The organism is Tardiphaga robiniae, assembly GCF_013359755.1.
In the GTDB taxonomy this organism is placed as follows: domain Bacteria; phylum Pseudomonadota; class Alphaproteobacteria; order Rhizobiales; family Xanthobacteraceae; genus Tardiphaga; species Tardiphaga robiniae.
On the sequence record NZ_JABMCJ010000082.1, the window covers coordinates 158,527 to 180,333 of the forward strand.

At 60.4% G+C, this 21,807-nt stretch carries 22 protein-coding genes; 13 read left to right on the top strand and 9 right to left on the bottom strand.

Annotated features, from left to right (window positions below; translation table 11 throughout):
* Positions 1-109: 109 nt before the first annotated feature.
* The gene (locus HP556_RS12635) at positions 110-904 is read left to right on the top strand and encodes a hypothetical protein (protein ID WP_175367221.1); all 795 of its coding nucleotides are present in this window, start codon (positions 110-112) and stop codon (positions 902-904) included.
* A 12-nt stretch (positions 905-916) separates the two neighbouring features.
* Here the strand turns inward: HP556_RS12635 and sseA are convergent, their stop codons facing one another.
* From sseA to HP556_RS12650, 3 genes are all read right to left on the bottom strand, one after another.
* Positions 917-1,774 (bottom strand): 3-mercaptopyruvate sulfurtransferase, encoded by an 858-nt coding sequence (gene sseA, locus HP556_RS12640; protein WP_175367222.1) that lies wholly within the window; start codon positions 1,772-1,774, stop codon positions 917-919.
* Positions 1,775-1,887: 113 nt separating this feature from the next.
* Positions 1,888-2,301 (bottom strand): rhodanese-like domain-containing protein, encoded by a 414-nt coding sequence (locus HP556_RS12645; protein ID WP_175367223.1) that lies wholly within the window; start codon positions 2,299-2,301, stop codon positions 1,888-1,890.
* A complete protein-coding gene (locus tag HP556_RS12650; protein ID WP_068732219.1) occupies positions 2,298-3,479 on the bottom strand; it encodes a vWA domain-containing protein in 1,182 nt (393 codons plus the stop codon). The genes HP556_RS12645 and HP556_RS12650 overlap by 4 nt, the downstream gene beginning before the upstream one ends.
* A 303-nt stretch (positions 3,480-3,782) precedes the next feature.
* On the opposite strand from HP556_RS12650, the gene HP556_RS12655 reads away from it, so the two are divergent.
* From HP556_RS12655 to HP556_RS12680, 6 genes are all read left to right on the top strand, one after another.
* On the top strand, positions 3,783-5,699 hold the full coding sequence (locus HP556_RS12655; protein ID WP_175367224.1) for a diguanylate cyclase: 1,917 nt from the start codon (positions 3,783-3,785) through the stop codon (positions 5,697-5,699).
* A gap of 217 nt (positions 5,700-5,916) precedes the next feature.
* Positions 5,917-6,159: a GlsB/YeaQ/YmgE family stress response membrane protein gene (locus HP556_RS12660; protein ID WP_068732215.1), complete on the top strand. Its 243-nt coding sequence runs from the start codon at positions 5,917-5,919 to the stop codon at positions 6,157-6,159.
* A 94-nt stretch (positions 6,160-6,253) separates the two neighbouring features.
* A complete protein-coding gene (locus HP556_RS12665) occupies positions 6,254-7,096 on the top strand; it encodes an AAA family ATPase (protein WP_068732213.1) in 843 nt (280 codons plus the stop codon).
* Between the two features lie 192 nt (positions 7,097-7,288).
* Positions 7,289-8,338, top strand: a complete 1,050-nt coding sequence (locus HP556_RS12670; protein ID WP_068732211.1) for an aromatic ring-hydroxylating dioxygenase subunit alpha — start codon at positions 7,289-7,291, stop codon at positions 8,336-8,338.
* 4 nt (positions 8,339-8,342) lie between these two features.
* Positions 8,343-9,098 carry a GntR family transcriptional regulator gene (locus HP556_RS12675; protein ID WP_120289000.1) on the top strand — a complete coding sequence of 252 codons (756 nt, stop codon included), beginning with the start codon at positions 8,343-8,345 and terminating at the stop codon, positions 9,096-9,098.
* Positions 9,099-9,109: 11 nt separating this feature from the next.
* Positions 9,110-10,087 (top strand): PDR/VanB family oxidoreductase, encoded by a 978-nt coding sequence (locus tag HP556_RS12680; RefSeq protein ID WP_175367225.1) that lies wholly within the window; start codon positions 9,110-9,112, stop codon positions 10,085-10,087.
* Positions 10,088-10,090: 3 nt separating this feature from the next.
* Here the strand turns inward: HP556_RS12680 and HP556_RS12685 are convergent, their stop codons facing one another.
* Entirely contained in the window at positions 10,091-11,230 is a 1,140-nt protein-coding gene (locus tag HP556_RS12685) for an MFS transporter (protein ID WP_175367226.1), read from the bottom strand.
* 202 nt (positions 11,231-11,432) lie between these two features.
* On the opposite strand from HP556_RS12685, the gene HP556_RS12690 reads away from it, so the two are divergent.
* Entirely contained in the window at positions 11,433-12,011 is a 579-nt protein-coding gene (locus tag HP556_RS12690; RefSeq protein WP_175367227.1) for a TetR/AcrR family transcriptional regulator C-terminal ligand-binding domain-containing protein, read from the top strand.
* Positions 12,012-12,014: 3 nt separating this feature from the next.
* On the opposite strand, the gene HP556_RS12695 is transcribed toward HP556_RS12690, so the two are convergent.
* Positions 12,015-12,608, bottom strand: a complete 594-nt coding sequence (locus HP556_RS12695; RefSeq protein WP_175367228.1) for a GNAT family N-acetyltransferase — start codon at positions 12,606-12,608, stop codon at positions 12,015-12,017.
* 71 nt (positions 12,609-12,679) lie between these two features.
* Positions 12,680-13,615 (bottom strand): SMP-30/gluconolactonase/LRE family protein, encoded by a 936-nt coding sequence (locus HP556_RS12700; RefSeq protein ID WP_175367229.1) that lies wholly within the window; start codon positions 13,613-13,615, stop codon positions 12,680-12,682.
* 179 nt (positions 13,616-13,794) lie between these two features.
* Here HP556_RS12700 and HP556_RS12705 point away from each other — a divergent pair, with 179 nt between their 5' ends.
* The 3 genes from HP556_RS12705 (at position 13,795) to HP556_RS12715 (ending at position 17,414) form a co-directional block, all read left to right on the top strand.
* Positions 13,795-14,622, top strand: coding sequence for an enoyl-CoA hydratase/isomerase family protein (locus tag HP556_RS12705; protein ID WP_175367230.1), 828 nt, complete (start codon positions 13,795-13,797; stop codon positions 14,620-14,622).
* 173 nt (positions 14,623-14,795) lie between these two features.
* Positions 14,796-16,022 carry an ABC transporter substrate-binding protein gene (locus tag HP556_RS12710; RefSeq protein WP_175367300.1) on the top strand — a complete coding sequence of 409 codons (1,227 nt, stop codon included), beginning with the start codon at positions 14,796-14,798 and terminating at the stop codon, positions 16,020-16,022.
* Between the two features lie 174 nt (positions 16,023-16,196).
* On the top strand, positions 16,197-17,414 hold the full coding sequence (locus HP556_RS12715; protein WP_175367231.1) for an ABC transporter substrate-binding protein: 1,218 nt from the start codon (positions 16,197-16,199) through the stop codon (positions 17,412-17,414).
* A gap of 10 nt (positions 17,415-17,424) precedes the next feature.
* On the opposite strand, the gene HP556_RS12720 is transcribed toward HP556_RS12715, so the two are convergent.
* Positions 17,425-17,805, bottom strand: a complete 381-nt coding sequence (locus HP556_RS12720) for a hypothetical protein (RefSeq protein WP_246297661.1) — start codon at positions 17,803-17,805, stop codon at positions 17,425-17,427.
* Positions 17,806-17,923: 118 nt separating this feature from the next.
* Here HP556_RS12720 and HP556_RS12725 point away from each other — a divergent pair, with 118 nt between their 5' ends.
* Entirely contained in the window at positions 17,924-18,133 is a 210-nt protein-coding gene (locus HP556_RS12725) for a hypothetical protein (protein ID WP_089267405.1), read from the top strand.
* Positions 18,134-18,182: 49 nt separating this feature from the next.
* On the opposite strand, the gene HP556_RS12730 is transcribed toward HP556_RS12725, so the two are convergent.
* Positions 18,183-19,322 carry a hypothetical protein gene (locus HP556_RS12730; protein ID WP_175367232.1) on the bottom strand — a complete coding sequence of 380 codons (1,140 nt, stop codon included), beginning with the start codon at positions 19,320-19,322 and terminating at the stop codon, positions 18,183-18,185.
* A 274-nt stretch (positions 19,323-19,596) separates the two neighbouring features.
* Positions 19,597-20,250, bottom strand: a complete 654-nt coding sequence (locus HP556_RS12735; RefSeq protein ID WP_093760630.1) for a glutathione S-transferase family protein — start codon at positions 20,248-20,250, stop codon at positions 19,597-19,599.
* 179 nt (positions 20,251-20,429) lie between these two features.
* Between HP556_RS12735 and HP556_RS12740 the strand changes: the two genes are divergently transcribed.
* On the top strand, positions 20,430-21,653 hold the full coding sequence (locus HP556_RS12740; protein ID WP_175367233.1) for a polyhydroxyalkanoate depolymerase: 1,224 nt from the start codon (positions 20,430-20,432) through the stop codon (positions 21,651-21,653).
* The last annotated feature ends 154 nt before the right edge of the window (positions 21,654-21,807 follow it).

Sequence of the window (21,807 nt, forward strand, 5' to 3'; positions counted from 1 at the left end):
ACGCTTTGGCGGCAGCCGATTCTGCGGAACGGGCCGCTTCCAGTGTTGTCACCGCGTCCCCGTCGTTCGAAAGCCTTCCACGGTCTGTCCGAAGGCGGAACTGCCATTCATGCTTCCGGGTTTCCGATTTCTGTTCGCAGCCGTCCTGCTCACAGTCTCGTTGGTGGTCTTCGGCCTTGGCGCCGCAGCCCTGCTGCGCTCTGCCCATCAGGAATTCGCGACCATTCCGACCAGGCGCGCGCCGCAGGCCGTCTTTGCGCAGCCGCCCGTCGAAGCTCCGCCGACATTGGCCATGCTGCGCGTCGAGGCACCAGCCCCCACCCCTGAGACTGTCGCGCCGCCAGCGGTTTCCGTGACATCGGCGGCAGAACAAGTGCCCCCCATCGCGGCTCCTGCGGAGCCGGAAAAGACCGCCTTGCCCGAGACCGCCGCGCCCTTGTCGACGCCGGCCGCACCGGTTGTCGAGATTACTGCCCCGGTGGTGGCGGCGACGCCGAAGCCTGAAGTCGCAACGAAGTCGGAAGCAACGAAGATCGAAGAGCGGGATCCTCTAACGACGGTTGCCGTCGCACCTGCGACCTCCGTCGAACCAGTTGCTGCCCCTCCTCCCGAGCCTGCCGTCGTTCCAGCACCAGCCGCCGCAACAGAGGTAGCAGCAGGGCCTCAGCCGACGGCCACGCTGACCGACGATGATGCAAAATTGGCTTCGACGAAAATTGCGATGCTGGGCGGACCGCCCATCGATACCGAGTCGGTTCCACTGCCGAAAGCGAAGCCTGCTGCGGAGCCCGCCAAGAAGATCGTGAAGAAGCGCATCGTCGTCAAAAAGCGGCGTGTGGCCGCTCGGCCTGTGGCTGCTGCTCCACAGCCGGCCGACCCGTTCGGACTGCCGATCGCGCGCTGACCTCGACCCCGGTTACGCCGGTCCGGTCGCGACGGGCGGACCGTCGGGCTGCCCCCATTCCGACCACGAGCCGTCATAGAGCGCTGAACCGCGCACGCCGAGACGATAAAGCGCCAGCGTCAACACCGCCGCAGATACGCCCGAGCCACATGTGGTGACGATGGGCTTGTCCAGATCGAGCCCCGTGCCGGTGAAGGCTTGGCGCAATTCTTCGAGCGGCTTCATCGTGCCGGTCGCAGCGTCGAACAACAGGTTGTAAGGCAGGTTGCGGCTGGCGGGGATGTGACCGGAGCGAATGCCGGCGCGCGGTTCAGGGACACTTCCCTCGAAGCGATTGGCGGCACGCGCATCGATCAATTGCTCTTTGCGCGAATCCAGATTGGCAACTACCTGCGCCTTGCTGCGGATGTACGACTTGTCGAGCGCGGCGCTGAAAGTGCCAGGCTTCGGTGACGACTTTCCGGTTTCCGTCGCGCGACCTTCGGCCTTCCACTTCTTCAGCCCGCCATCGAGCACCTTCACATTGGCGTGGCCGTAAGAGAGGAACATCCACCACGCCCGCGGTGCCGCGACCCAGCCACCGGCATCATAGGCGACGACCGTATCATCAGAGGAAATGCCGAGCGCGGCGATGTCGCGCGCGAACTGGTCGGCATCCGGATACATATGCGGCAGCGACACAGAGTGATCGGAGACCGCATCGACATCGAAGAACACAGCGCCGGGAATGTGTGCCGCCAGATAATCATCAACCGGCAGCGGCAGCACGCCTGGCATCTTGAACGACGCATCGATGACCTTCACCTTGGGATCGCCGAGATGCGCGGCGAGCCATTCGGTCGAGACGAGAGGATCAGTGCTGGATGTCATAGTCTCGTTCCTGCGTTGCCCATTTCAGGTGTCGTTGCCGGACTTGATCCGGCAATCCATCTCTTCGGAAAGAAAGACGGGCACGCGGGTCCAGCCCGCGTGTGAAGACGGTGTTATGATTTGGCCTTCGGCTCGACCTTCTCGACCGCGCCGCCTGCATTGCGCCAGGCGGTGAAGCCACCGCCCAGATGCGCCACCGGCTTCAGGCCCATATCGGCCGCCGTCTTCGCCGCCAGCGCCGAGCGCCAGCCGCTGGCGCAATGGAAAATGAACTTCTTGTCTTCCTGGAAGATCGGCTTGCCATAGGGACTTTCCGGATCGATCCAGAATTCCAGCATGCCGCGGGTGCAGGAGAACGAGCCGGGGATCTTGCCTTCGCGTTCGATCTCGCGGGGATCGCGGATATCGACGATGACCACATCCGGGCTTTCCGCCGCTTTCATTACGTCCTCGACGCTCATGGTCTCGATCTGCGCGTTGGCTTCGTCGAGCAGCGCCTTGTAGCCGCGGGTAATCGTCTGCGTCATGCTTTTCGCACCAGTTCCTTCATTGCACCTTCGAGACCTTCAATCGTCAGCGGATACATCCGTTCCGAGAACAGTCGCCGAATGATGGTCGTGGACTCCGAGTAATCCCAGTGCCGCTTGGCGACAGGATTGAGCCACACCGCATTCGGATAGGTCTGCGTGATGCGCTCCAGCCAGACCGAGCCGGACTCTTCGTTCACATGTTCGACCGAACCGCCGGGCACCATGATCTCGTAAGGCGACATCGAGGCATCGCCAACGAACACGATCTTGTAGTCATGGGCATATTTGTGCAGCACGTCCCAAGTCGGCGTGCGGTCCGTGAAGCGACGTTTGTTCTGCTTCCACACGCCTTCATAGAGGCAGTTGTGGAAGTAGAAATACTCCATGTGCTTGAATTCGCTCTTCGCCGCCGAAAACAGTTCCTCGACCTGCTCGATATGCGAATCCATGGATCCGCCGATATCGAAGAACACCAGCACCTTGACCGCGTTGCGCCGTTCCGGCCGCATATGGACGTCGAGATAGCCGTGATTGGCGGTCTCCCGAATCGTGGTGTCGAGATCGAGCTCATCGGGCGCGCCGGTGCGGGCAAACTTGCGCAGACGGCGTAGCGCCACCTTGATGTTGCGGATGCCAAGCTCGACATTGCCGTCGAGATCCTTGAACTCGCGTTTGTCCCAGACCTTCACCGCGCGCCGGTGGCGGCTCTTCTCCTGTCCGATGCGGATCCCTTCAGGATTGTAGCCTTCGGCGCCAAACGGTGAGGTCCCGGCGGTGCCGATCCATTTGTTGCCGCCCTGATGGCGTTCCTTCTGCTCCTCAAGGCGCTTCCGCAGGGTTTCCATGAGCTTGTCCCAGCCCATGGCCTCGATCTGCTTCTTCTCTTCCTCGGTGAGATATTTCTCGGCGAGCTTCTTCAGCCACTCGGCCGGAATCTCCGCCTTTTCCATAGCGTCGAGCAGGCTCTCAAGCCCCTTGAAGACCGTCCCGAACACCCGATCGAACTTGTCGAGATTGCGCTCGTCCTTCACCAGCGCTGCACGGGACAGATAGTAGAAATTCTCTACCGACTGATCCGCTAGGTCGGCGTCGAGAGCCTCCATCAGCGTGAGATATTCGCGCAGGGTCACGGGGACCTGCGCATCGCGCAGCGATGTGAAGAATTGCAAGAACATGATTGACAGATTGCCCGACCACCCGCGTCCGTCAAGGGCCGGATGCGGTAGAAGGTTACACGGCTCCGTGGTGCGCCATCGCGGCGCATATCCGGAATAAGCGAGATTTGTCAGTCAAACCGGGGCGAATTCCGCTCCGCGGCATGGTGAAGCAATCGTTGTCAGATTGCAGGTATTTGTTTCAACAATTCCGGCGTCAGTAACCACGCAGCGCGGTGTCCCGCCATCGGCGGGCATTCTTAGCTATCGTGAAAGCAACGACGGCCATGGTGATGGCCTGTTTTGCTGTCAACATTGAAACGAATGACCGTACCCACGACACTGACCAGCAGTTCGCCGAGCCGACTCTCCGCGCCGGGTGTGATCGTCACGCTGTTCGTGCTGGCGATGAGCGCGTGCGTGCTCGGGCTTGTCGTCTGGAAGGCGCTCGATGCCCGCCAGACCGTATTGGCGCAAAGCGAAACCGACAGTCGAAACCTCGCACATTCGCTGGTCGAACATGCTTCGCGCTCGATACAGGCCATCGACATCGCCATGAGCGGGATGGCGGATCTGCTGAAGTACCAAAACCCGCAGCCGGATCGCTTCAACACGTTTCTGGCCAACACGGCGAATGCACTGCCACAGCTGCGCGAAATCGGTGTATTCGATACGCTTGGGAACTGGCGCTATTCCTCGCTGCCGGAAACGCCAACGCACAATAATTCCGACCGCGACTATTTCATTTATCATCGCGACCACACCGACTCCAATATCAGGATCAACGCCCCCATCACGTCGCGGCTAACCGGCCGTACATCAATCATCCTGTCGAAGCGGATCGACGGCCCCGACGGCAGCTTCAAAGGTGTACTGACGGGCGCGATCGACAACCAGTACTTCAGCGATTTCTACAAAACATTCCAGATCGGCGAGAGCGGCGGCATCAGCCTGATCCGAAGCGACGGCATACTGCTGATTCACTGGCCATCGATGGAAATTGGGAAGGACCTCTCCGGAACTCAGCTCATTCAGACCCGTCTGAAACAGAGTCTGGCAGGCTTCTACAAGATCGATTCACCGTTCGACGGCATCACCAAATATTTCAGCTACGAGCAAACCACGCAGTATCCGCTGATCGTCACAGTCGCGATTCCGGAAGATCAGGTGTTGGCGATATGGAAGAGCAATCTGCTCTCCGACGTTATCGTTGCTTCAGTCCTGCTCTGCACCGTGATCCTGCTCGCCGCCCTGCTATCGACCCAGTTTCGCTTCCGGCTCAACATGGAACACGCGCTCCGCGAGCGCGAGTCCCGCTATCGCCTGCTCGCCGACAACATCGCCGATGTTATTATCCTGCTCGATCGCTTTGGAAATATCGTCTTCGTCTCGCATTCGGTCGAATTCGTTTTGGGGCATAATCCGAAAGATCTGCTCGGGCGCTCCTGCTTCGAACTGGTGCACCCGGAGGATGTGGAAGCCGTGAAGGCGGCCAGCGCGCAATTGAAAGATCTCACAGCGAACCGCACCGTGATTTTTCGAACTTATCGTGACGACCATTCACTCGCTTGGGTGGAGGTTAACTTCAAACTGGCCACCCGCGAGATCGATCGCGACAAGGTCGAAATCGTAGGCGTGCTGCGCGACGTCACCCTTCGAAAAAGCATGCAGGACGAGTTGACGTCGTTGAATACAAAGCTCGCAGAACTCGCGACCACTGACGGGCTGACGGGGCTCGCCAACCGCCGCACACTCGACGGCTTTCTGCGCCGCGTCTTTGAGCAGCACGACGAGATGTCGGTGCTTTTGATCGATGTCGACAACTTCAAGGGCTATAATGACAGCAACGGCCACCAGGCCGGCGACGAATGCCTCAAACGCGTCGCGGCCGTCATTGCCGATGCCACGATCAATACGCCGGCATTGTCCGCACGTTATGGCGGCGAGGAGTTCGCCATCGTTTTGCCGGACGTATCCGAGGCCGATGCGATCACTATCGCGGAAGCCCTGCGTCTTCGAGTCAGGGCATTGGAGATTCCAAATATGGCATCAACCCGCGGCCACCTGTCGATCAGCGTCGGCGTCGCCAGCCGGAACAGCCTGACCTCGAACGAAGCCGTCCTGGTCGGCGAGGCCGATCTGGCGCTTTACGAGGCCAAACGACGTGGTCGAGATTGCGTTGTCGCCAATTCGGCGCTGCAACGCGAATATTTCAGCGCGGGCTTTTCGCACAACGGCTGATCCGCCAATTGCCGCCAGACCGTCTGGCTTTTCCCCGCCATGATATGTTCTTCGTCATCGCAAAAGGTCCCGCGAAGTGCCCGGAATGGTGGCTGGACCTGACCAATAATTCAATTAAACTTCGCCCGGAAACGTGCCGGCTGGCCAAATTGGCCGACGGCTGATGATCACAACAGGAATGGCGCGTCACTTGATGTCGCCCGCGAAGGATTGATCCATGGGAATTCTCGCAGCATTGCTGATCGGCGCCATTGCTGGCTGGCTGGCCGGGTTGATCGTTCGTGGCGCCGGCTTCGGCCTGCTCGGCAATATCGTCATCGGCATCATCGGCGCACTGGTCGCTGGCTGGCTGCTGCCGCGCCTGGGTGTGAGCCTTGGCGTTGGGGCGATCCGCGACATCATCAACGCCACCATCGGCGCGGTGATCGTGCTCGTCATCCTGTCGCTGATCCGGCGCTGACGTCGCATCCCCTCACTCTGCGATCGCCTACCGCGATTCCATCATTTTCGGCGGCGCGCGTCCGCGCGACAAGAAGAAACAAGGCAAAGTCTCCATGAAATTTACCGGCACCGAAAACTATGTCGCGACCGATGATCTCAAGGTCGCGGTCAATGCCGCTATCGTGCTCGAACGCCCGCTGCTGGTGAAGGGCGAGCCTGGCACCGGCAAGACTGTACTGGCCGAGGAAGTCGCCAAGGCGCTGGGCGCACCGCTGCTGACCTGGCACATCAAGTCGACCACAAAGGCGCAGCAAGGCCTCTACGAATACGATGCCGTCTCGCGCCTGCGCGACAGCCAGCTCGGCGATCCCCGCGTTTCAGACATCGGCAACTACATCAAGCGCGGCAAGCTGTGGGAAGCTTTCACCCATGCAGAGCGACCGGTGCTGCTGATCGACGAAATCGACAAGGCTGACATCGAATTCCCGAACGACCTTCTGCTCGAGCTCGACCGCATGGAATTCCATGTTTACGAGACCGGCGAGACCATCAAGGCGGCAAAGCGCCCGATCGTGATGATCACATCGAACAACGAGAAGGAATTGCCCGACGCGTTTCTGCGCCGTTGCTTCTTCCACTACATCAAGTTCCCTGACATCGACACCATGAACCAGATCGTCGAGGTCCACTTCCCCGGCATCAAGCATCGCCTCGTCGCCGAAGCGATGCGTATTTTCTTCGAGGTGCGCGACGTGCCCGGCCTCAAGAAGAAGCCATCGACGTCGGAACTGCTCGACTGGCTGAAGCTGCTGGTCAATGAGGATATGTCGCCGGAGATGCTGCGGGAGCGCGACCCGCGCAAGCTGATCCCGCCGCTGCATGGTGCGCTGTTGAAGAACGAGCAGGACGTGCACCTGTTCGAGCGGCTGGCGTTTTTGAACAGACGGGAAGTCTGATCCACCATCGAGGTATACAGCCTTCACGGAAAACCGCCCTCAGGGGCGGTTTTTTAATACCTATTCCGCAGATGTTTTCCAATTCCAGTATACATAAACTGGTTCTAATTCCCGTTTTATTGAGGTATCGTCCCTTCAAACGCCAGACCTGTATACAGACAGGACTCAAGAACTGCGCCACGGAGGAATACGATGCCCGCTTCATTCCCGCTGAACGCCTGGTACGCCGCCGCCTGGGATGCCGACATCAAGCACCAGCTTTTCCCGCGCACGATCTGCGGCAAGCATGTGGTGATCTATCGACGCTCCGATGGCGGCGTCAGCGCGCTGGAGGATGCCTGCTGGCACCGGCTGGTGCCGCTGTCCAAGGGACGCCTCGAGGGCGACACTGTGGTCTGCGGCTATCACGGCCTGAAATACAACGCGCAGGGCCGCTGCACCTTCATGCCCTCGCAGGAGACCATCAATCCCTCCGCCTGCGTGCGCTCCTATCCCGTGGTCGAGCGGCATCGCTTCATCTGGCTGTGGATGGGCGACCCGGCGCTGGCAGATCCGGCACTAGTGCCGGACATGCACTGGAATGACGATCCGGAATGGGCCGGCGACGGCAAGACGATTCACGCGAAGTGCGACTACCGCCTCGTGGTCGACAATCTGATGGATCTCACCCACGAAACTTTCGTGCACGGCTCCAGCATCGGTCAGGACGACGTCGCTGAATCTCCTTTCGATGTCACCCATGGCGACAAGACCGTGACGGTGACGCGCTGGATGAAGGGCATTGAGGCGCCGCCATTCTGGGCCGCGCAGTTGCGCAAGCCTGGCCCCGTCGATCGCTGGCAGATCATCCACTTCCAGGCGCCGAGCACGGTGAATATCGACGTCGGCGTCGCACCGGCGGGAACCGGCGCGCCGGAAGGCGATCGCTCGCAGGGCGTCAATGGCTTCGTGCTCAACACCATGACGCCGGAAACCGAGACCACCTGCCACTATTTCTGGGCCTTTGTGCGCAACCACCGCATCACCGAGCAGAAGATCACCACGGAAATCCGCGAAGGCGTCGCGGGTATTTTCCGCGAGGACGAAATCATTCTCGAAGCGCAGCAGAAGGCGATGAACGAGAACCCCGATCGCGTCTTTTACAACCTCAATATCGATGCCGGCGCGATGTGGTGCCGACGGGTCATCGACCGCATGGTGGCGAAGGAAAGCACGCCACCCAAACTGCAGGCGGCAGAGTAAAATCATGAGCGAACGCGATACCGAACGCTCCGTCTCGCAGACCGTGCGTGCGCAGCTCGCACTGCGCGACATGATCCTGTCCGGCACGCTGCGCTCGGGCGAGCGCATCAGCGAATTGCAGGCTGTGGAAATCACCAGCGTCTCGCGCACGCCGGTGCGCCTCGCACTGGTGCGTCTGGAAGATGAGGGTCTGCTGCAGGCGATCCCCTCCGGCGGCTTCATGGTGAAGGCGTTTTCCGAGCGCGACATTCTCGACTCCATCGAACTGCGCGGTACGCTGGAAGGCCTCGCAGCCCGCTTCGCCGCCGAGCGCGGCGCCAGCGCGCGCAATCTCGAACCGTTGAAGGAATGCCTGTCCGATCTGGATCAGTTGGTGCGCCAGGATCCGATCTCGGTGGAAGCCTTCTCCGCCTATGTCACCATGAACGCCCGTTTCCATGCGCTGCTGACCGACCTTTCCGGCAGCGCGCCGGTGATCCGGCAGATAGATCGTGTTTCGGCGATGCCCTTTGCCTCGCCCAGCGCCTTCGTGATGGCGCAGTCAGCGCTGCCGGAAGCGCACAACATCCTGCTGATCGGCCAGGAACATCACCGCATCGTCGTCGACGCCATCGAGAATCGCGAAGGAGCACGCGCCGAGGCGATCATGCGTGAGCATGCGCGGCTTGCCGTGCGCAATCTGCGGCTGGCACTGCGCAATCGCAATCATCTCGATCTGCTGCCTGCACTGGCATTGCTGACCTCGACACCGGCGGATTGACGGAGACCTTCATGCGTTTTGCAGAACACTGGATGGGATGCCGCGTCGAGGCCACGCGCAATGTGGCGCCGAACATTCGCGAGATCACGCTGAAGCCGGATACACCGCTGTCGTCCTACCCTCTCGGCAGCCACATCAATGTCAGCCTCCTGATCGACGGCCAGCCACAGACGCGATCCTATTCGCTGGTGGGAGAACGCAGCAACGAGTTGCTGCGTATCGCTGTGCGGCTGGCACCGGATAGCCGCGGCGGCTCCAAAGCCATGTGGGCACTGCAAGTCGGCGCGCGGCTGGAGATCTCCAGCCCGTCATCGCTCTACGACATCGACTGGAATCGTGGGACATACTGCCTGATCGCTGGCGGCATCGGCATCACGCCGATCACCGGCATTGCCGCAGCGCTCCACAGCAAAGCCATCGATCTGCAGCTGCATTATGCGGTGAAGGCTCGCAGCGAAGCCGCCTATCTCGATGAACTATCGACGCTGCTCGGCGACCGCCTGACGGTGCACGCCAGCCATGAAGGCGCACGACTGGATTTCGCCGCGACCTTTGCTGCCTTGCCTCACGATGCCATCGTCATCCTCTGTGGCCCGATGCGCATGCTGGAAGCAGCCCGGCGCGAATGGAACGCCGCCGGACGCGCCCCCGCTGATCTGCGCTATGAAACCTTCGGCTCCAGCGGTCTCCTGCCAACTACGGAATTTCGCGTTCGGCTGAAGGGCAGCGGCGCGGAGATCGTAGTGCCGCAAAGCCGCTCGATGCTGGCAGCGCTCAACGAGGCCGGCTTCGAGGTGATGTCGGACTGCGAACGCGGCGAATGCGGGGTCTGCGCCATCGACGTTCTCGCCGTCGACGGCGAAATCGATCATCGCGACGTCTTCTTCAGCGATCACCAGAAGAGCGGCAATACGAAGATCTGTCCCTGCGTCTCGCGCGTCGTCGGCACGGTGACAGTGGATACGTTGTATCAGCCGGACGCTGTCTGACCGTCAGCGTTCACCGCGCAGCGACGCAATCATCGACATGATCGCGAGCACGATGACCACGGCGCCATAGACATAGGCCACGACGGCCAGTCCGGCATATGGCACAGCCACGCCTGCAGCGAGTGCCGGCAGGCTGAAGGCCAGATAGGACAACACATAGAACGCCGCCAGCAAACCGGCGCGCTGATGCGCCTCGGCGGTCGGCAGCAGCGTGCTCAGCGAGCCGGCGAAGGTCGCGCCGAAGCCGAAACCTGCGATCACCGAACCGGCAAACAGCATCGCAACGCTGTGCTGCCAGATGCCGAGCAGCGAGACGAGGACGCCCAGCGACAGTGCGGCCGTGCCAATCACCAGCAACCGCTGCGCCGGAAGCTGCCGAAGGGCGGCCACGGTCAGTGCTGCAGCGAGCATCAGGGTCGCGACCACGACGCCGCCGACCCAAGGCGCGGAGACGCCCATCGTTGTCGCGACCACCGTGGGCATCAAGGACAGACTGAAGCCGCCCAACGCCCATGTGGCGACGGTGGCCGGTGCAACGCGCAGCAGCGCGGCGCGCGATTGGCTGGGCACGCGCACATGCGGCCGCAGCGAGGCCAGCGCACCCGATTTGCGCGACACGGTCTCGGGCATCATGAACAGCAGCACAATCATCACGGCCGTCAGCCCGAATAGAACCTCATAGACCAGATGCAACGGATCGGGCGCGAAGGTGACGAGCGCCGCCGCGCCGAGCGCGCCGACCATCAGGCCAAGAAAGGCTGTCACGCTGTTGAGCAAGGGTCCACGCTTGCGGTCGGTGTCAAGGATTGCCGCGCCGAGCGCCGTGGTCGCCGTGCCGACGCACAGGCCCTGCACGGCACGCGCGAGGATCAATTGCCCGACGTCACTGGCATAAGAGAACAGCACCATCGCGATGGCATTGAGTAGCAGACCGCCGAGAATGACCGGACGGCGTCCGACATAATCGGACAGGCCGCCGACCGTCAGCAGCGCCGCCAGCAGGCTGATCGCATAGACCGCGAATACCAGCGTGATCATCAATGGCGAGAGATGCATCGACTGCTGGTAGAGCCGGTACAGCGGCGTCACCGCGCTGCTGCTGGCTGCGACCAGCGCGGCCCCGGCAAAACTGAATGCCGTCATGGCCGATGGCTTCAACACCCAACCGGCTCTGGCTGGTGATGCTTGAGCATTGGAAACACACGCCTTTTCGGCACTGCCTTGCATAGCTCATTCCTAAAAGCTAAATAGTTGCATTAGGCATTTAGGTTGCCCGAGACCTTAATGCAAATATTTTGCGTTAAGAATCTCATTTTTTACAGATGCAAGACTGCCGGAGAACAAAGTGACGGTGAAAGAACGGGTCCGGATTGGTGGACGCAGCGCGCGGATACAGAGCGCCGTGCATGATGCTGTCCGCAAATTGGGGGCTCTTTCCACCCGAAACCAGATCACCGTGCCGCAAATCGCTGCCGAGGCTGGCGTGACGCCGTCAACCATCTATCGACGCTGGGGCGATCTGTCCGCGCTGCTTGCCGACGTCGCCGTGGCGCGGCTGCGGCCGATCGCGGATCCCGACGACACCGGCGCGGTCGAAAGCGATCTGCGCGCCTTCATCGAGCAATATGCCGAAGAGATGTCGTCCCCGGTCGGCCAGGCCTTGATGCGGGACGTGTTGTCGGCCCTGAAGGAGGGACTGCCGAGCGCCTGCGCGGGCTTCACCTGCGATCACCTCACCACCCTTAACGCACGCGCCAAAGCGCGCGGCGAGACGCCGTTCGACATCGACGAGGTGATCGACCATGTGGTGGCGCCGATCATCTATCGCGCGCTGTTCAGCGAACAAATACCGACACCCGATTATTGCAATCGCCTGATTGACCGGATTTATCCACCTGCCCGCAAGCGACGCACCGCCGGCTGATCGTCAGCGCGGCTTCTCGTCCAGCTGATAGGTCAGATGCGCCTTCACCGTCGGCCATTCGCCGGGCAAGATACTATAGACAACCGTGTCTCGCAGCGTGCCGTTCGGCGCGATCTGGTGATTGCGTAGGATGCCGTCCTGCTTGGCGCCGAGCCGCTCGATGGCACGACGGGACTGGTGGTTGAAGAAATGCGTGCGGAATTCCACCGCGATGCAATCCAGCTTCTCGAACGCATGCCCGAGCAACAGCAGCTTGCACTGGGTGTTGAGCGCGGTGCGCTGCACCCACTTGCCATACCAGGTCGAACCGATCTCGACCCGGCGGTTGGCGGCATCGACATTCATATAGGTCGTCATGCCGGCGATCTTGCCGTCGGCATCTTTCACCGTGAATGGCAGCATCGCGCCTGATGCCTGCAGAGCGAGCCGACGGTCAATCTCGGCGCTCATCTTTTCGGGCGTTGGGATCGCCGTGTACCAGATCTTCGAAAGGTCGCCTGACTTGGCGGCCTCGATCAGGCCATCGCAGTGATCTTTGGCAAGAGGTTCGAGCCGGGCGTGAGGTCCACTGAGCGTAACGGGTTCAAGCCACGGCATCGATCGTTCCTTCGTTCTAGACGCGCGATCGGACGCAAAACCGGCTTCCACTTTTGCTGATCGCGCTCGGGCTACTTGTTCAAGAAATTGAGCGGCAAGCCACCGCGCGGCCAGTCCATCGCGATCAGCTCGCCCTTGCCTGACAGCGTGATATAGGCCGTCTTCAGCTCGGGGCCGCCGAATGCGATATTCGTGGTGACGCGGTCGCCAGTTTGTATCTGTTCCACCAATTTTCCATCCGGCGCAATCACCGAGATGCAGCCGCCGACCAGCGTTGCGACGCAGACGTTGCCGGAGGCTTCAACCGCGAGAGAATCGAACATCTGATAGCCGCCAAGGCCCGCGATGGGACGGCCGCGCTCGCCGCGATAGATCACCTCGCTCGGCTTCACTTCGCCCGGCGCGCCGACGTCGAAGGCCCACAACCGCGCCGTCGGCGTCTCGGCCACATAGACGGTCTTCTCGTCCGGCGACAGGCCGATGCCATTGGCCGGCAACATGCCGAAATGCCCTTCGACGACTTCGGTGGCACCCGGCTTCATGTAATAGAACGCGCCGACATCCATATCGCGGTGCCGGCGTTTGCCGAGATCGGTGAACCAGAGCCCACCCTGCTTGTCGAACACCAGATCGTTCGGCCCCTTCAGCGGATGCGCACCGCATTTGTCGAACAGGGTTTCGACCTTGCCGTTAGAGAGGTCCACGCGCTGGATCGAGCCGCCGATATATTCATGCGGCTCCGGCGCACCGGGCATGATGGCGCCGCGCGATGCCGCCCAGCTGAAACCTCCATTGTTGCAGAGATACATCTTGCCGTCCGGACCGAGCGCAGCGCCATTCGGGCCGCCGGGAATTTTCGCGACCACTTCCTTGCGGCCATCGGGCCAGACTCGCGTCAACTGCTGCGCACGGATTTCAACCAGAATGACGGACCCGTCCGGCATCACCACCGGGCCTTCGGGGAATGCGAGATCGGTGGCGAGGACGCGGATATTGGGGCTGGACATGGAAACTCCCTGACATTTTCTTGGTTTGTTATCGCACCTTGGGCGGGTGACGCAGCGTGGCCGAAGTAGAGCAAACATGTCCTGCGCTGCCAAGCCGCGCAAATGCATGGCCACTTGCGTGGAATTTCCATTCAGCTTTAGCTGCGGACAACGAAAACACAAAAATCCGAGGAAGCCCGATGCCGACCGACACCGCAGTTGCGCCTGAAGCCGATGACGAAGTGCTCTACTCTGTCGCCCATGGCATCGCGACCGTCACGCTCAATCGCCCGCAACGGTTGAACACGATCTCACGCGAGATGCTGTCGCAGCTCAGCGAACTGTTCCTGAAAGCGGACGCTGATCCCGAAGTCCGCGTGGTGATCCTGACGGCCACCGGCCGCGCCTTCTGCGCCGGGCTGGACATGGCTAGCGCCACCAAGGGCACCGGCATCGGCTCCACCAATGACGCCAACAACAGCCGCACCACGCTCGATCTCAAGACCGCGCCCCCGATCGTGATGTTCAACATGGAGAAGCCGACCATATGCGCCATGAATGGTGCCGCCGCCGGCTATGGCATGGACGTCGCGCTCGGCTGCGACATGCGCATCATGGCGGAGAGTGCCAAATTCGCCGCGGCCTTCGTGAAACGTGGCGTGGTACCTGAATCTGGTGGCACCTGGTTTCTGCCGAGGATGATTGGCTGGGCCAAGGCGGCCGAGCTGATCTTCACAGGCCGCACACTGTCGGCGCGCGAAAGCCTCGAAATGGGCCTTACCAACGAGGTGGTTGATGATGCGGAATTGATGACGCGCGCCAATACAGTGGCGGCCGAGATTGCCGCCAATGCGCCGCTCGCAGTGCAGGCTGCCAAACGCATGATGCGCTCAGGTCTGTCCGAGAGCTTTGGCGACCACGTCCATCACGTGTTCCTGCAATTGCTGCCGCTGTTTCGCACAGCGGATTTCCGCGAAGGCATGGCGTCGTTTCTTGAAAAGCGCCCAGCCAAATTCACTGGCAAGTGAGCGCGACGCACAAACATATCGACGCGGTGTTGTGCGCCGCGTCATGCTTTGCTGATTAAGTCAGCTTTCCAACTTCAAGGCTTGGTGCATACTCCCGGCATTCGAGCCGCATCACAAAAGCCTGCATAGACGGGCCGATGCGGTTGATCGAACCACAGGGAGGACACTTGACCATGCAGCATGACTGGAAAGTTCTGCGAGTGACTTTGCTCGCCGGCGTTGTCGTAGCGCTTACGTCCACCGCAAGCCACGCGCAGAAAAAATACGATACTGGCGCCACCGATACCGAGATCAAGATCGGCAACATCATGCCGTATAGTGGCCCGGCGTCCTCCTACGCGACGATCGGAAAGACCGAGGCCGCTTATTTCAAGATGATCAACGAGAAGGGCGGCATCAATGGCCGCAAGATCACCTTCATCAGCTATGACGACGGCTACAGCCCGCCGAAGACGGTGGAGCAAGCGCGCAAGCTGGTCGAGAATGACGAAGTGCTGTTCATCATGAACCCACTCGGCACGCCAGGAAATACGGCGATCCAGAAATACATGAACACCAAGAAGGTGCCGCAGCTGTTCGTCTCGACGGGCGCCGCGAAATGGGCCGATCCGAAGAACTTCCCATGGACCATGGGCTGGCAGCCGAGCTACCAGGCCGAGGCGCGCATCTACGCGCAATACATCATGAAAAATCATCCCGGCAAGAAAGTCGGCGTGCTCTATGCCAATGACGACTTCGGCAAGGATTACATCATCGGACTGCACGAAGGCTTCGGCGACAAGGTCAAAGATTACATCGTCTCCGAGGTGCCTTACGAGACGGCGTCACCGACGGTGGATTCACAGATCGTGCAGATCAAGGCAGCCAATCCGGATGTCTTCATCAACATCGCCACGCCAAAATTCGCTGCACAGGCGATCAAGAAGGTCGGCGAGATGGGCTGGAAGCCCGTCCACATCGTCACCAATGTCTCGGCATCCGTCGGCAGCGTGATGAAGCCCGCGGGCTATGCCAACTCGCAGGACGTGCTCAGCGCGGCCTATATGAAGGATCCCAAGGATCCGACATGGAAGAACGATCCCGGCATGCTGGAATGGTCGGCCTTCATGGACAAGTACTATCCCGAAGGCGACAAGGAAGACGGCGCCACCGTGTTCGGCTACGGCGTCTCGCAGGGCATCGTCCAGGTGCTCAAGCAATGCGGCGACGATCTCACACGCGAAAACATCATGAAGCAGGCGGCGAGCCTGAACATGGAAATCGGCATTTACCTGCCGGGCACCAAGATCAAGACCAGCCCGACCGATTTCAGCCCGCTCGAACAGCTTCAGATGCAGAAGTTCAAGGGCGAAAGCTGGGAGCTGTTCGGACCGCTGATGTCCGGCGAGAAGAACTCGTAAGCGATACGCTGCGGCGTCCCCTCTCTCGAGCCAGAGGGGACGCACGCGTACTGAGCCACGCGCTCTCGTTGCTGGCCCCCTCTCCTCAATCGTGCATACTCGACGCAAGCCGCGGCGATCGATGGTCCACCCAGATGGACCGCACCGCGGACATACAAGACGTCAGAGGAAACGATGCTCAAGATACTGCCCCGGGGAATGACTCTCGCTTTTGCCGCGCTCATGCTCGGCGTGCTGGCCACGCCATCTCACGCACAAAAGAAATATGATCCAGGCGCCAGCGACACCGAGATCAAGGTCGGCAACATCATGCCCTATAGCGGACCGGCATCGTCCTATGCCTCGATCGGAAAATCCGAAGCGGCGTATTTCAGGATGCTGAACGATCAGGGCGGCATCAACGGCCGCAAGATCACTTTCATCAGCTATGACGATGCCTACTCGCCGCCGAAGACGGTGGAACAGGCGCGCAAGCTGGTCGAGAGCGACGAAGTGCTGCTGCTGTTTAATCCCTTGGGCACCGCGACGAATTCCGCGATCCAGAAATACATGAACATCAAGAAGGTGCCGCATCTGTTCGTGTCGTCAGGCGCCTCGAAATGGGCCGACCCAAAGCACTTCCCGTGGACCATGGGCTGGTCGCCCAGCTACCACAATGAGGGGCGCATCTGGGCCGCATGGATCCTGAAGAACCATCCCGATGCGAGGATCGGCGTGCTGTTCCAGAACGACGACATGGGGAAGGACTATTTCAGCGGCGTACGCGAAGGACTCGGCGACAAGGCCGACAAGATGATCACGGTACAGGCGAGCTTCGAGACCAGCTCACCGACAGTAGATTCGCAGATCGTCCAGATCAGGACCGCCAATCCCGATGTGTTCCTGAACATCGCCTCGCCCAAGTTCGCCGCGCAGGCGATCAAGAAGGTGGCCGAGCTGAACTGGAAGCCGGTGCAGATGCTGGTCAACGTGTCGCAATCGGTCGGCTCGGTGATCAAGCCCGCAGGCTTCGACAATGCGCAGGGCGTGATCAGCGCAGCCTATATGAAGGACCCCACCGATCCGCAGTGGAAGGACGATCCGACCATCAAGGAATGGCTTGCCTTCATGGACAAGTATTATCCCGACGGCGACAAGAACGACATCTACACGCTGTACGGCTTCGGCATCGCGCGCACGCTGGCGCATATCCTGGAGCGATGCGGCGATACGCTCACGCGGGAGAATGTGATGAAGCAGGCCACGAGCCTCGATTATGAGGTCGGCATCTTCCTGCCCGGCACGCGCGTCAAGACCAGTCCAACCGACTACAGCCCGCTGCAGCAGTTGCAGATGATGCGTTTCAAGGGCGAACGCTGGGAACTGTTCGGACCCGTGCTGAGCAGCGAGTAGGACGAGCGCCCTACTTCGCCGCATCCTTGGCAGGCGCTGGTGCATCCTTGGCCGCCGGCGCGTCTTTCGCGGCAGTCGGAGCTTCCTTCGCAGCCGGCGCCGGCTTCTTCTGCGCCGCCTGCAGCTCCTCCACCGTCTTCTGCAGGGCAACGACGGTAGCCTTCAGCGCCTCGACCTGACGGTTGGCCGCATCCAGCCGCTGTTGCTGATCAAGCCGCAGCTTGCCCAATGTCTGCTGCAGAAAATTGACATTGCTTTGCAGGCAGCTGGTGCGACGCTCCATGGTCTTTTCGACCGTGCAGATCTCGATTCCCGGCACATCCTGCGCCTGCGCCTTGGCGGCGCCCAAAATGGTCAGCAATGTCATCGCAAGGATTGTTCGGCCGCGCATCGTTTTCCCCATCATGTCCGTCATGCCGCCAAGACCAAGCGGTGCTGGCGCCCGGCTGTCAACCAGGTGTGATGGGAACGAAGAAGATGTCCGCCCGTTCCTTGGACCGGAGCACCTCATGGCGACGCGTGAACGACGGCTGGCCGAATTCGATGGCCAGGGTGATCCTGAGCCTGATCAGGTGGTGCAAGTGTTGTGCGAGGACCACAGCGGCACTTATCAGCTGCCCTTCCCTTGCCAGTTCATCGATGGCGAATGGCGCAATGCCGAGACAGGCAGCATGGTCGAGGCACGCGTAGTCGGATGGCGGCTGCCACGTACAGCGTGAGCGCCGTGTACCTGCTTTAGGGGCGGCGGTGCACTACGCCGACGGGCGCTTACGCGTACAGATAGCCGACAGGCTTGCCCTCGGTCCGCAGGGGACGGATGTCCTTCTGTGTAATGATCTTGGCCGCCAGGCCGTCGATTTCATCGCGCTGGGTCGGCGTCCAGCTTCGAAGCTGCTCCATGCCTTTCAGCAGGCCAAGCCGGAGGACTTGCGTATTTTCGCCCATCCCGATGAGACTGGTCGAATTCTTGCCCGCCGTCACCACATCACCGGCCGCAAGTTCGAACGTCTTCCCAGCACTATCCACAAATTCGGCCGTGCCGCGAATGACGCGATAGATGACAACCTCACCTTTCGCGAAAGAGGCGGCATCCACGGCCGCCGCGGAACTCTTCGGCAAGAGGGACTTGCCATGCGGATCGGTTGCGATGATGTGACCAGTGACAAGATGACCGCTCGGAGCCTCAATGCCAATATCGCGCACATAGACGGGCGCCGCCGACTTGATGGTGTCATCAGCCAGCAGCTTGAAGAGCGCGTCCAGCGCCAGCGGATCCTGAAGCCAGAAGCCCGCGTTGTCGGGGCGATCATGCAGCGCATGGGTCCAGGCCACACGTGGTGTCTCGGCTTCGTCGATCTGATCCGGACCCACGATCGTTGGGTTCGGGAAGGTCGTCGGATCGGTTACGAAGGCTTCGAGAAACTTGCCGGAGTAGCCCATGGAGAGGGGATCGGGCACCACCGTCTGCGGGGTCTTCAGGTTCTCCTCGGTAGACAATCCCGACCAGGTGTAGAACAGCTGGCGATGCACGATCGCGCTTTGCAGCATCACCGCCCCGGGGCCTACATTGTAGTAGCGGCCGTCGTAGTCGAAGGTGAACATGCCCGATGTAACCAGCACGAGCTGGAAGCCGCCTGGTGGAAGATGCAAATGGAAGTCGGTAGGGCCGGTGTCTTCGCGATAGATCGGCAGATTGGTCGCGACCTCATGAAGGAGGAAGGTTTCGTTGTTGGCGTGAAAGCCTTCATTGGCGCGGCTATAAAGTGCCTGCGGGCGATAGGTTGCCTCGTATGTCGTGTCCTTGTGCCGATCGATCGCTACGAAATCCCCATGATTCAGGCGGAGAGGGTCGCCGTTCGGGTGCGTCAGGTTAGGCAATTTGAGGTCGATCGCAGCATGGACATTCATGGGATCCTCCAACATGTTTAAAAACACCCGGGGACCGAACTGTGATTGGCGTGCAATCGATCGGCAGCCAACGCAATGCGGCTCGCGAGAAATTGCTGCTATGCGAAAATCGCGCCAGCTGGCGTCAAAGGCGTTTTGATACCAATCGCGCTCGTTAGCAGGTCATCTGGCGGCCAAACCGCGCAAATCCCCGGGCGAGCGCTACAAATTCTGGATACAAGTTGAGCACGCCCTGCCCGATCCATAAGCCGGCATGGCGTTGCCGAACTATCAATCAGTACTCAACCTCGAGCTCTTCGATATCGGTAGGCTCCTGCCTGGCCGCGGCAATCCATTCCTGCATTTCGGGCAGGTTCATCACCATGCTGGCATAGGCTGATAGCTGCGGATCGAGCTTGACGTCATAGGTCGCGAAGCGCGTCACCACCGGCGCATACATGGCGTCCGCCATGCTGCGGGTGCCGAACAGGAAAGGGCCGCCGGACTTCGACAGACACTCGCGCCAGATCGTGCAGATCCGGTCGATATCGGCTTGTGCCCGCGACCAGACCTTGAAGTTCGGAAAATGCCCCTTGATGTTGACCGGCAGCGACGCTCGCAATGTCGTGAAGCCGGAATGGATTTCGCCCGAAATCGAGCGGCAATGCGCCCGCAGGATGCGGTCCGCCGGCAGTAGCTTGGCTTCCGGCATGATCTCGTTGAGATATTCGGCGATTGCCAGCGTATCCCAGACCACCGCCCCTTCGTGGCGCAGGCAGGGCACCAGGATCGATGAGGACAGCAACAGGATCTCGGCCTTGGCGGAGGCATCATCCGGCGCAGTAACAACTTCGTCGAACTCAAGGCCTGAGAATTTTGTCAGCAGCCACCCTCGCAATGACCACGACGAGTAGTTCTTGCTGCTGATGGTGAGTGTTGCGTTGGCCATGACCTATCCCCTTACGCCCGAACCCAGGCAGCCCGTCAGCCCTCGGGGTAACCGGTTCCCGGCTGCCCATTGCTTGTGCTGCTTTAATTTTATTCAGCAAACCACGTGCCAGTTTTCCAGACGAATTGACTCTTCTCTGGCTTCAATATTGCATAGCAACAAAGCAGGGATAGCTCCGGATGATGTCAATGATGTATCAGGCCTACCAGAATCACATGGATCTGACAGCACCTTGGCGCACCGGTGCGTCTGCCGCATTGAAGTACCTCAATCTCGTCCCGGCCGGCACGTCCGAGAAACTGTTCGGTCGCCTCGCGGCAGCACTTGAGCTGATCTCGCGCTCCGCCCTCACCTATCATCGACCCGAATTCGATATCGGCAAGGTGATGGTCGGCAACAGCGAGCATGAGGTGACGGAAGAAGTCACCTTCAAGACGCCATTCGGATCGCTGCTACACTTCAAGAAAGAGAATGCACCGGAGCAGCCGCGCATGCTGCTGGTGGCGCCGATGTCCGGCCACTTCGCGACACTGCTGCGCGGCACAGTGAAGACCCTGCTGCAGGATCATGACGTCTATATCACAGACTGGCACAACCCGCGCGACATACCGCTGGATCAGGGCAAGTTCGGCCTCGACGAATACACCGAGCACCTGATCACATTCATGAATGAGCTCGGCCCGCGTTCGCACATGGTCGCGATCTGCCAGCCTTCTGTATCGGCGCTCGCCGCTGCAGCTATCATGTCGGAAGACAATCACCCCGCGCGCCCGGCAAGCCTGACGCTGATGGCGGGCCCGATCGATACGCGCATACAGCCGACCAAGGTCAACGAGTTCGCCAAGAGCAAGCCGTTGAAGTGGTTCGAAGAGAACATGATCAACTACGTGCCGTTCCAGTGCAAAGGCGCGTTCCGGCAGGTCTATCCCGGCTTCATTCAGTTGACTGCATTCGTCTCGATGAATCTCGAGCGGCACATCAAGTCACATGTCGATCTCGCCAATCATCTCGCCAAGGGCGAGACCGAGAAGGCGGAAGTCATCAAGACGTTCTATGATGAATATTTCGCCGTGATGGATCTGCCAGGAGAGTTCTATATCGACACCATCCGCGACGTGTTCCAGGAGCATCTGTTGCCGCAAGGCAAGCTGACCTACAAGGGCCGGACCGTGAACTGCGCATCGATCAAGCGCATGGGGCTGATGACGGTCGAGGGCGAGAAGGATGATATCTGCTCGATCGGCCAGACTCTAGCAGCCCAGGATCTCTGCACCGGCGTGCGAGCCTATCGCAAAGTCCATCACATGCAGGCCGGTGTCGGCCATTATGGTGTATTCAGTGGACGCCGTTGGAACAACGAGATCTACCCGCTGCTGCGGGATTTTGTTCACGTGAATTCGTGAAACCCTGCGTTGTATACAAATAGTCGGGCGCTTCACCCAAATTGGTGACGCGGATGTCGCAAGAATAACCTACGTCGATACCGGGAATTGTTTCGCCGCTGCTTCAGCAGCATAGCAGCGGTTTCTTATTACCGCTTCGGCGGACCGTGTATTG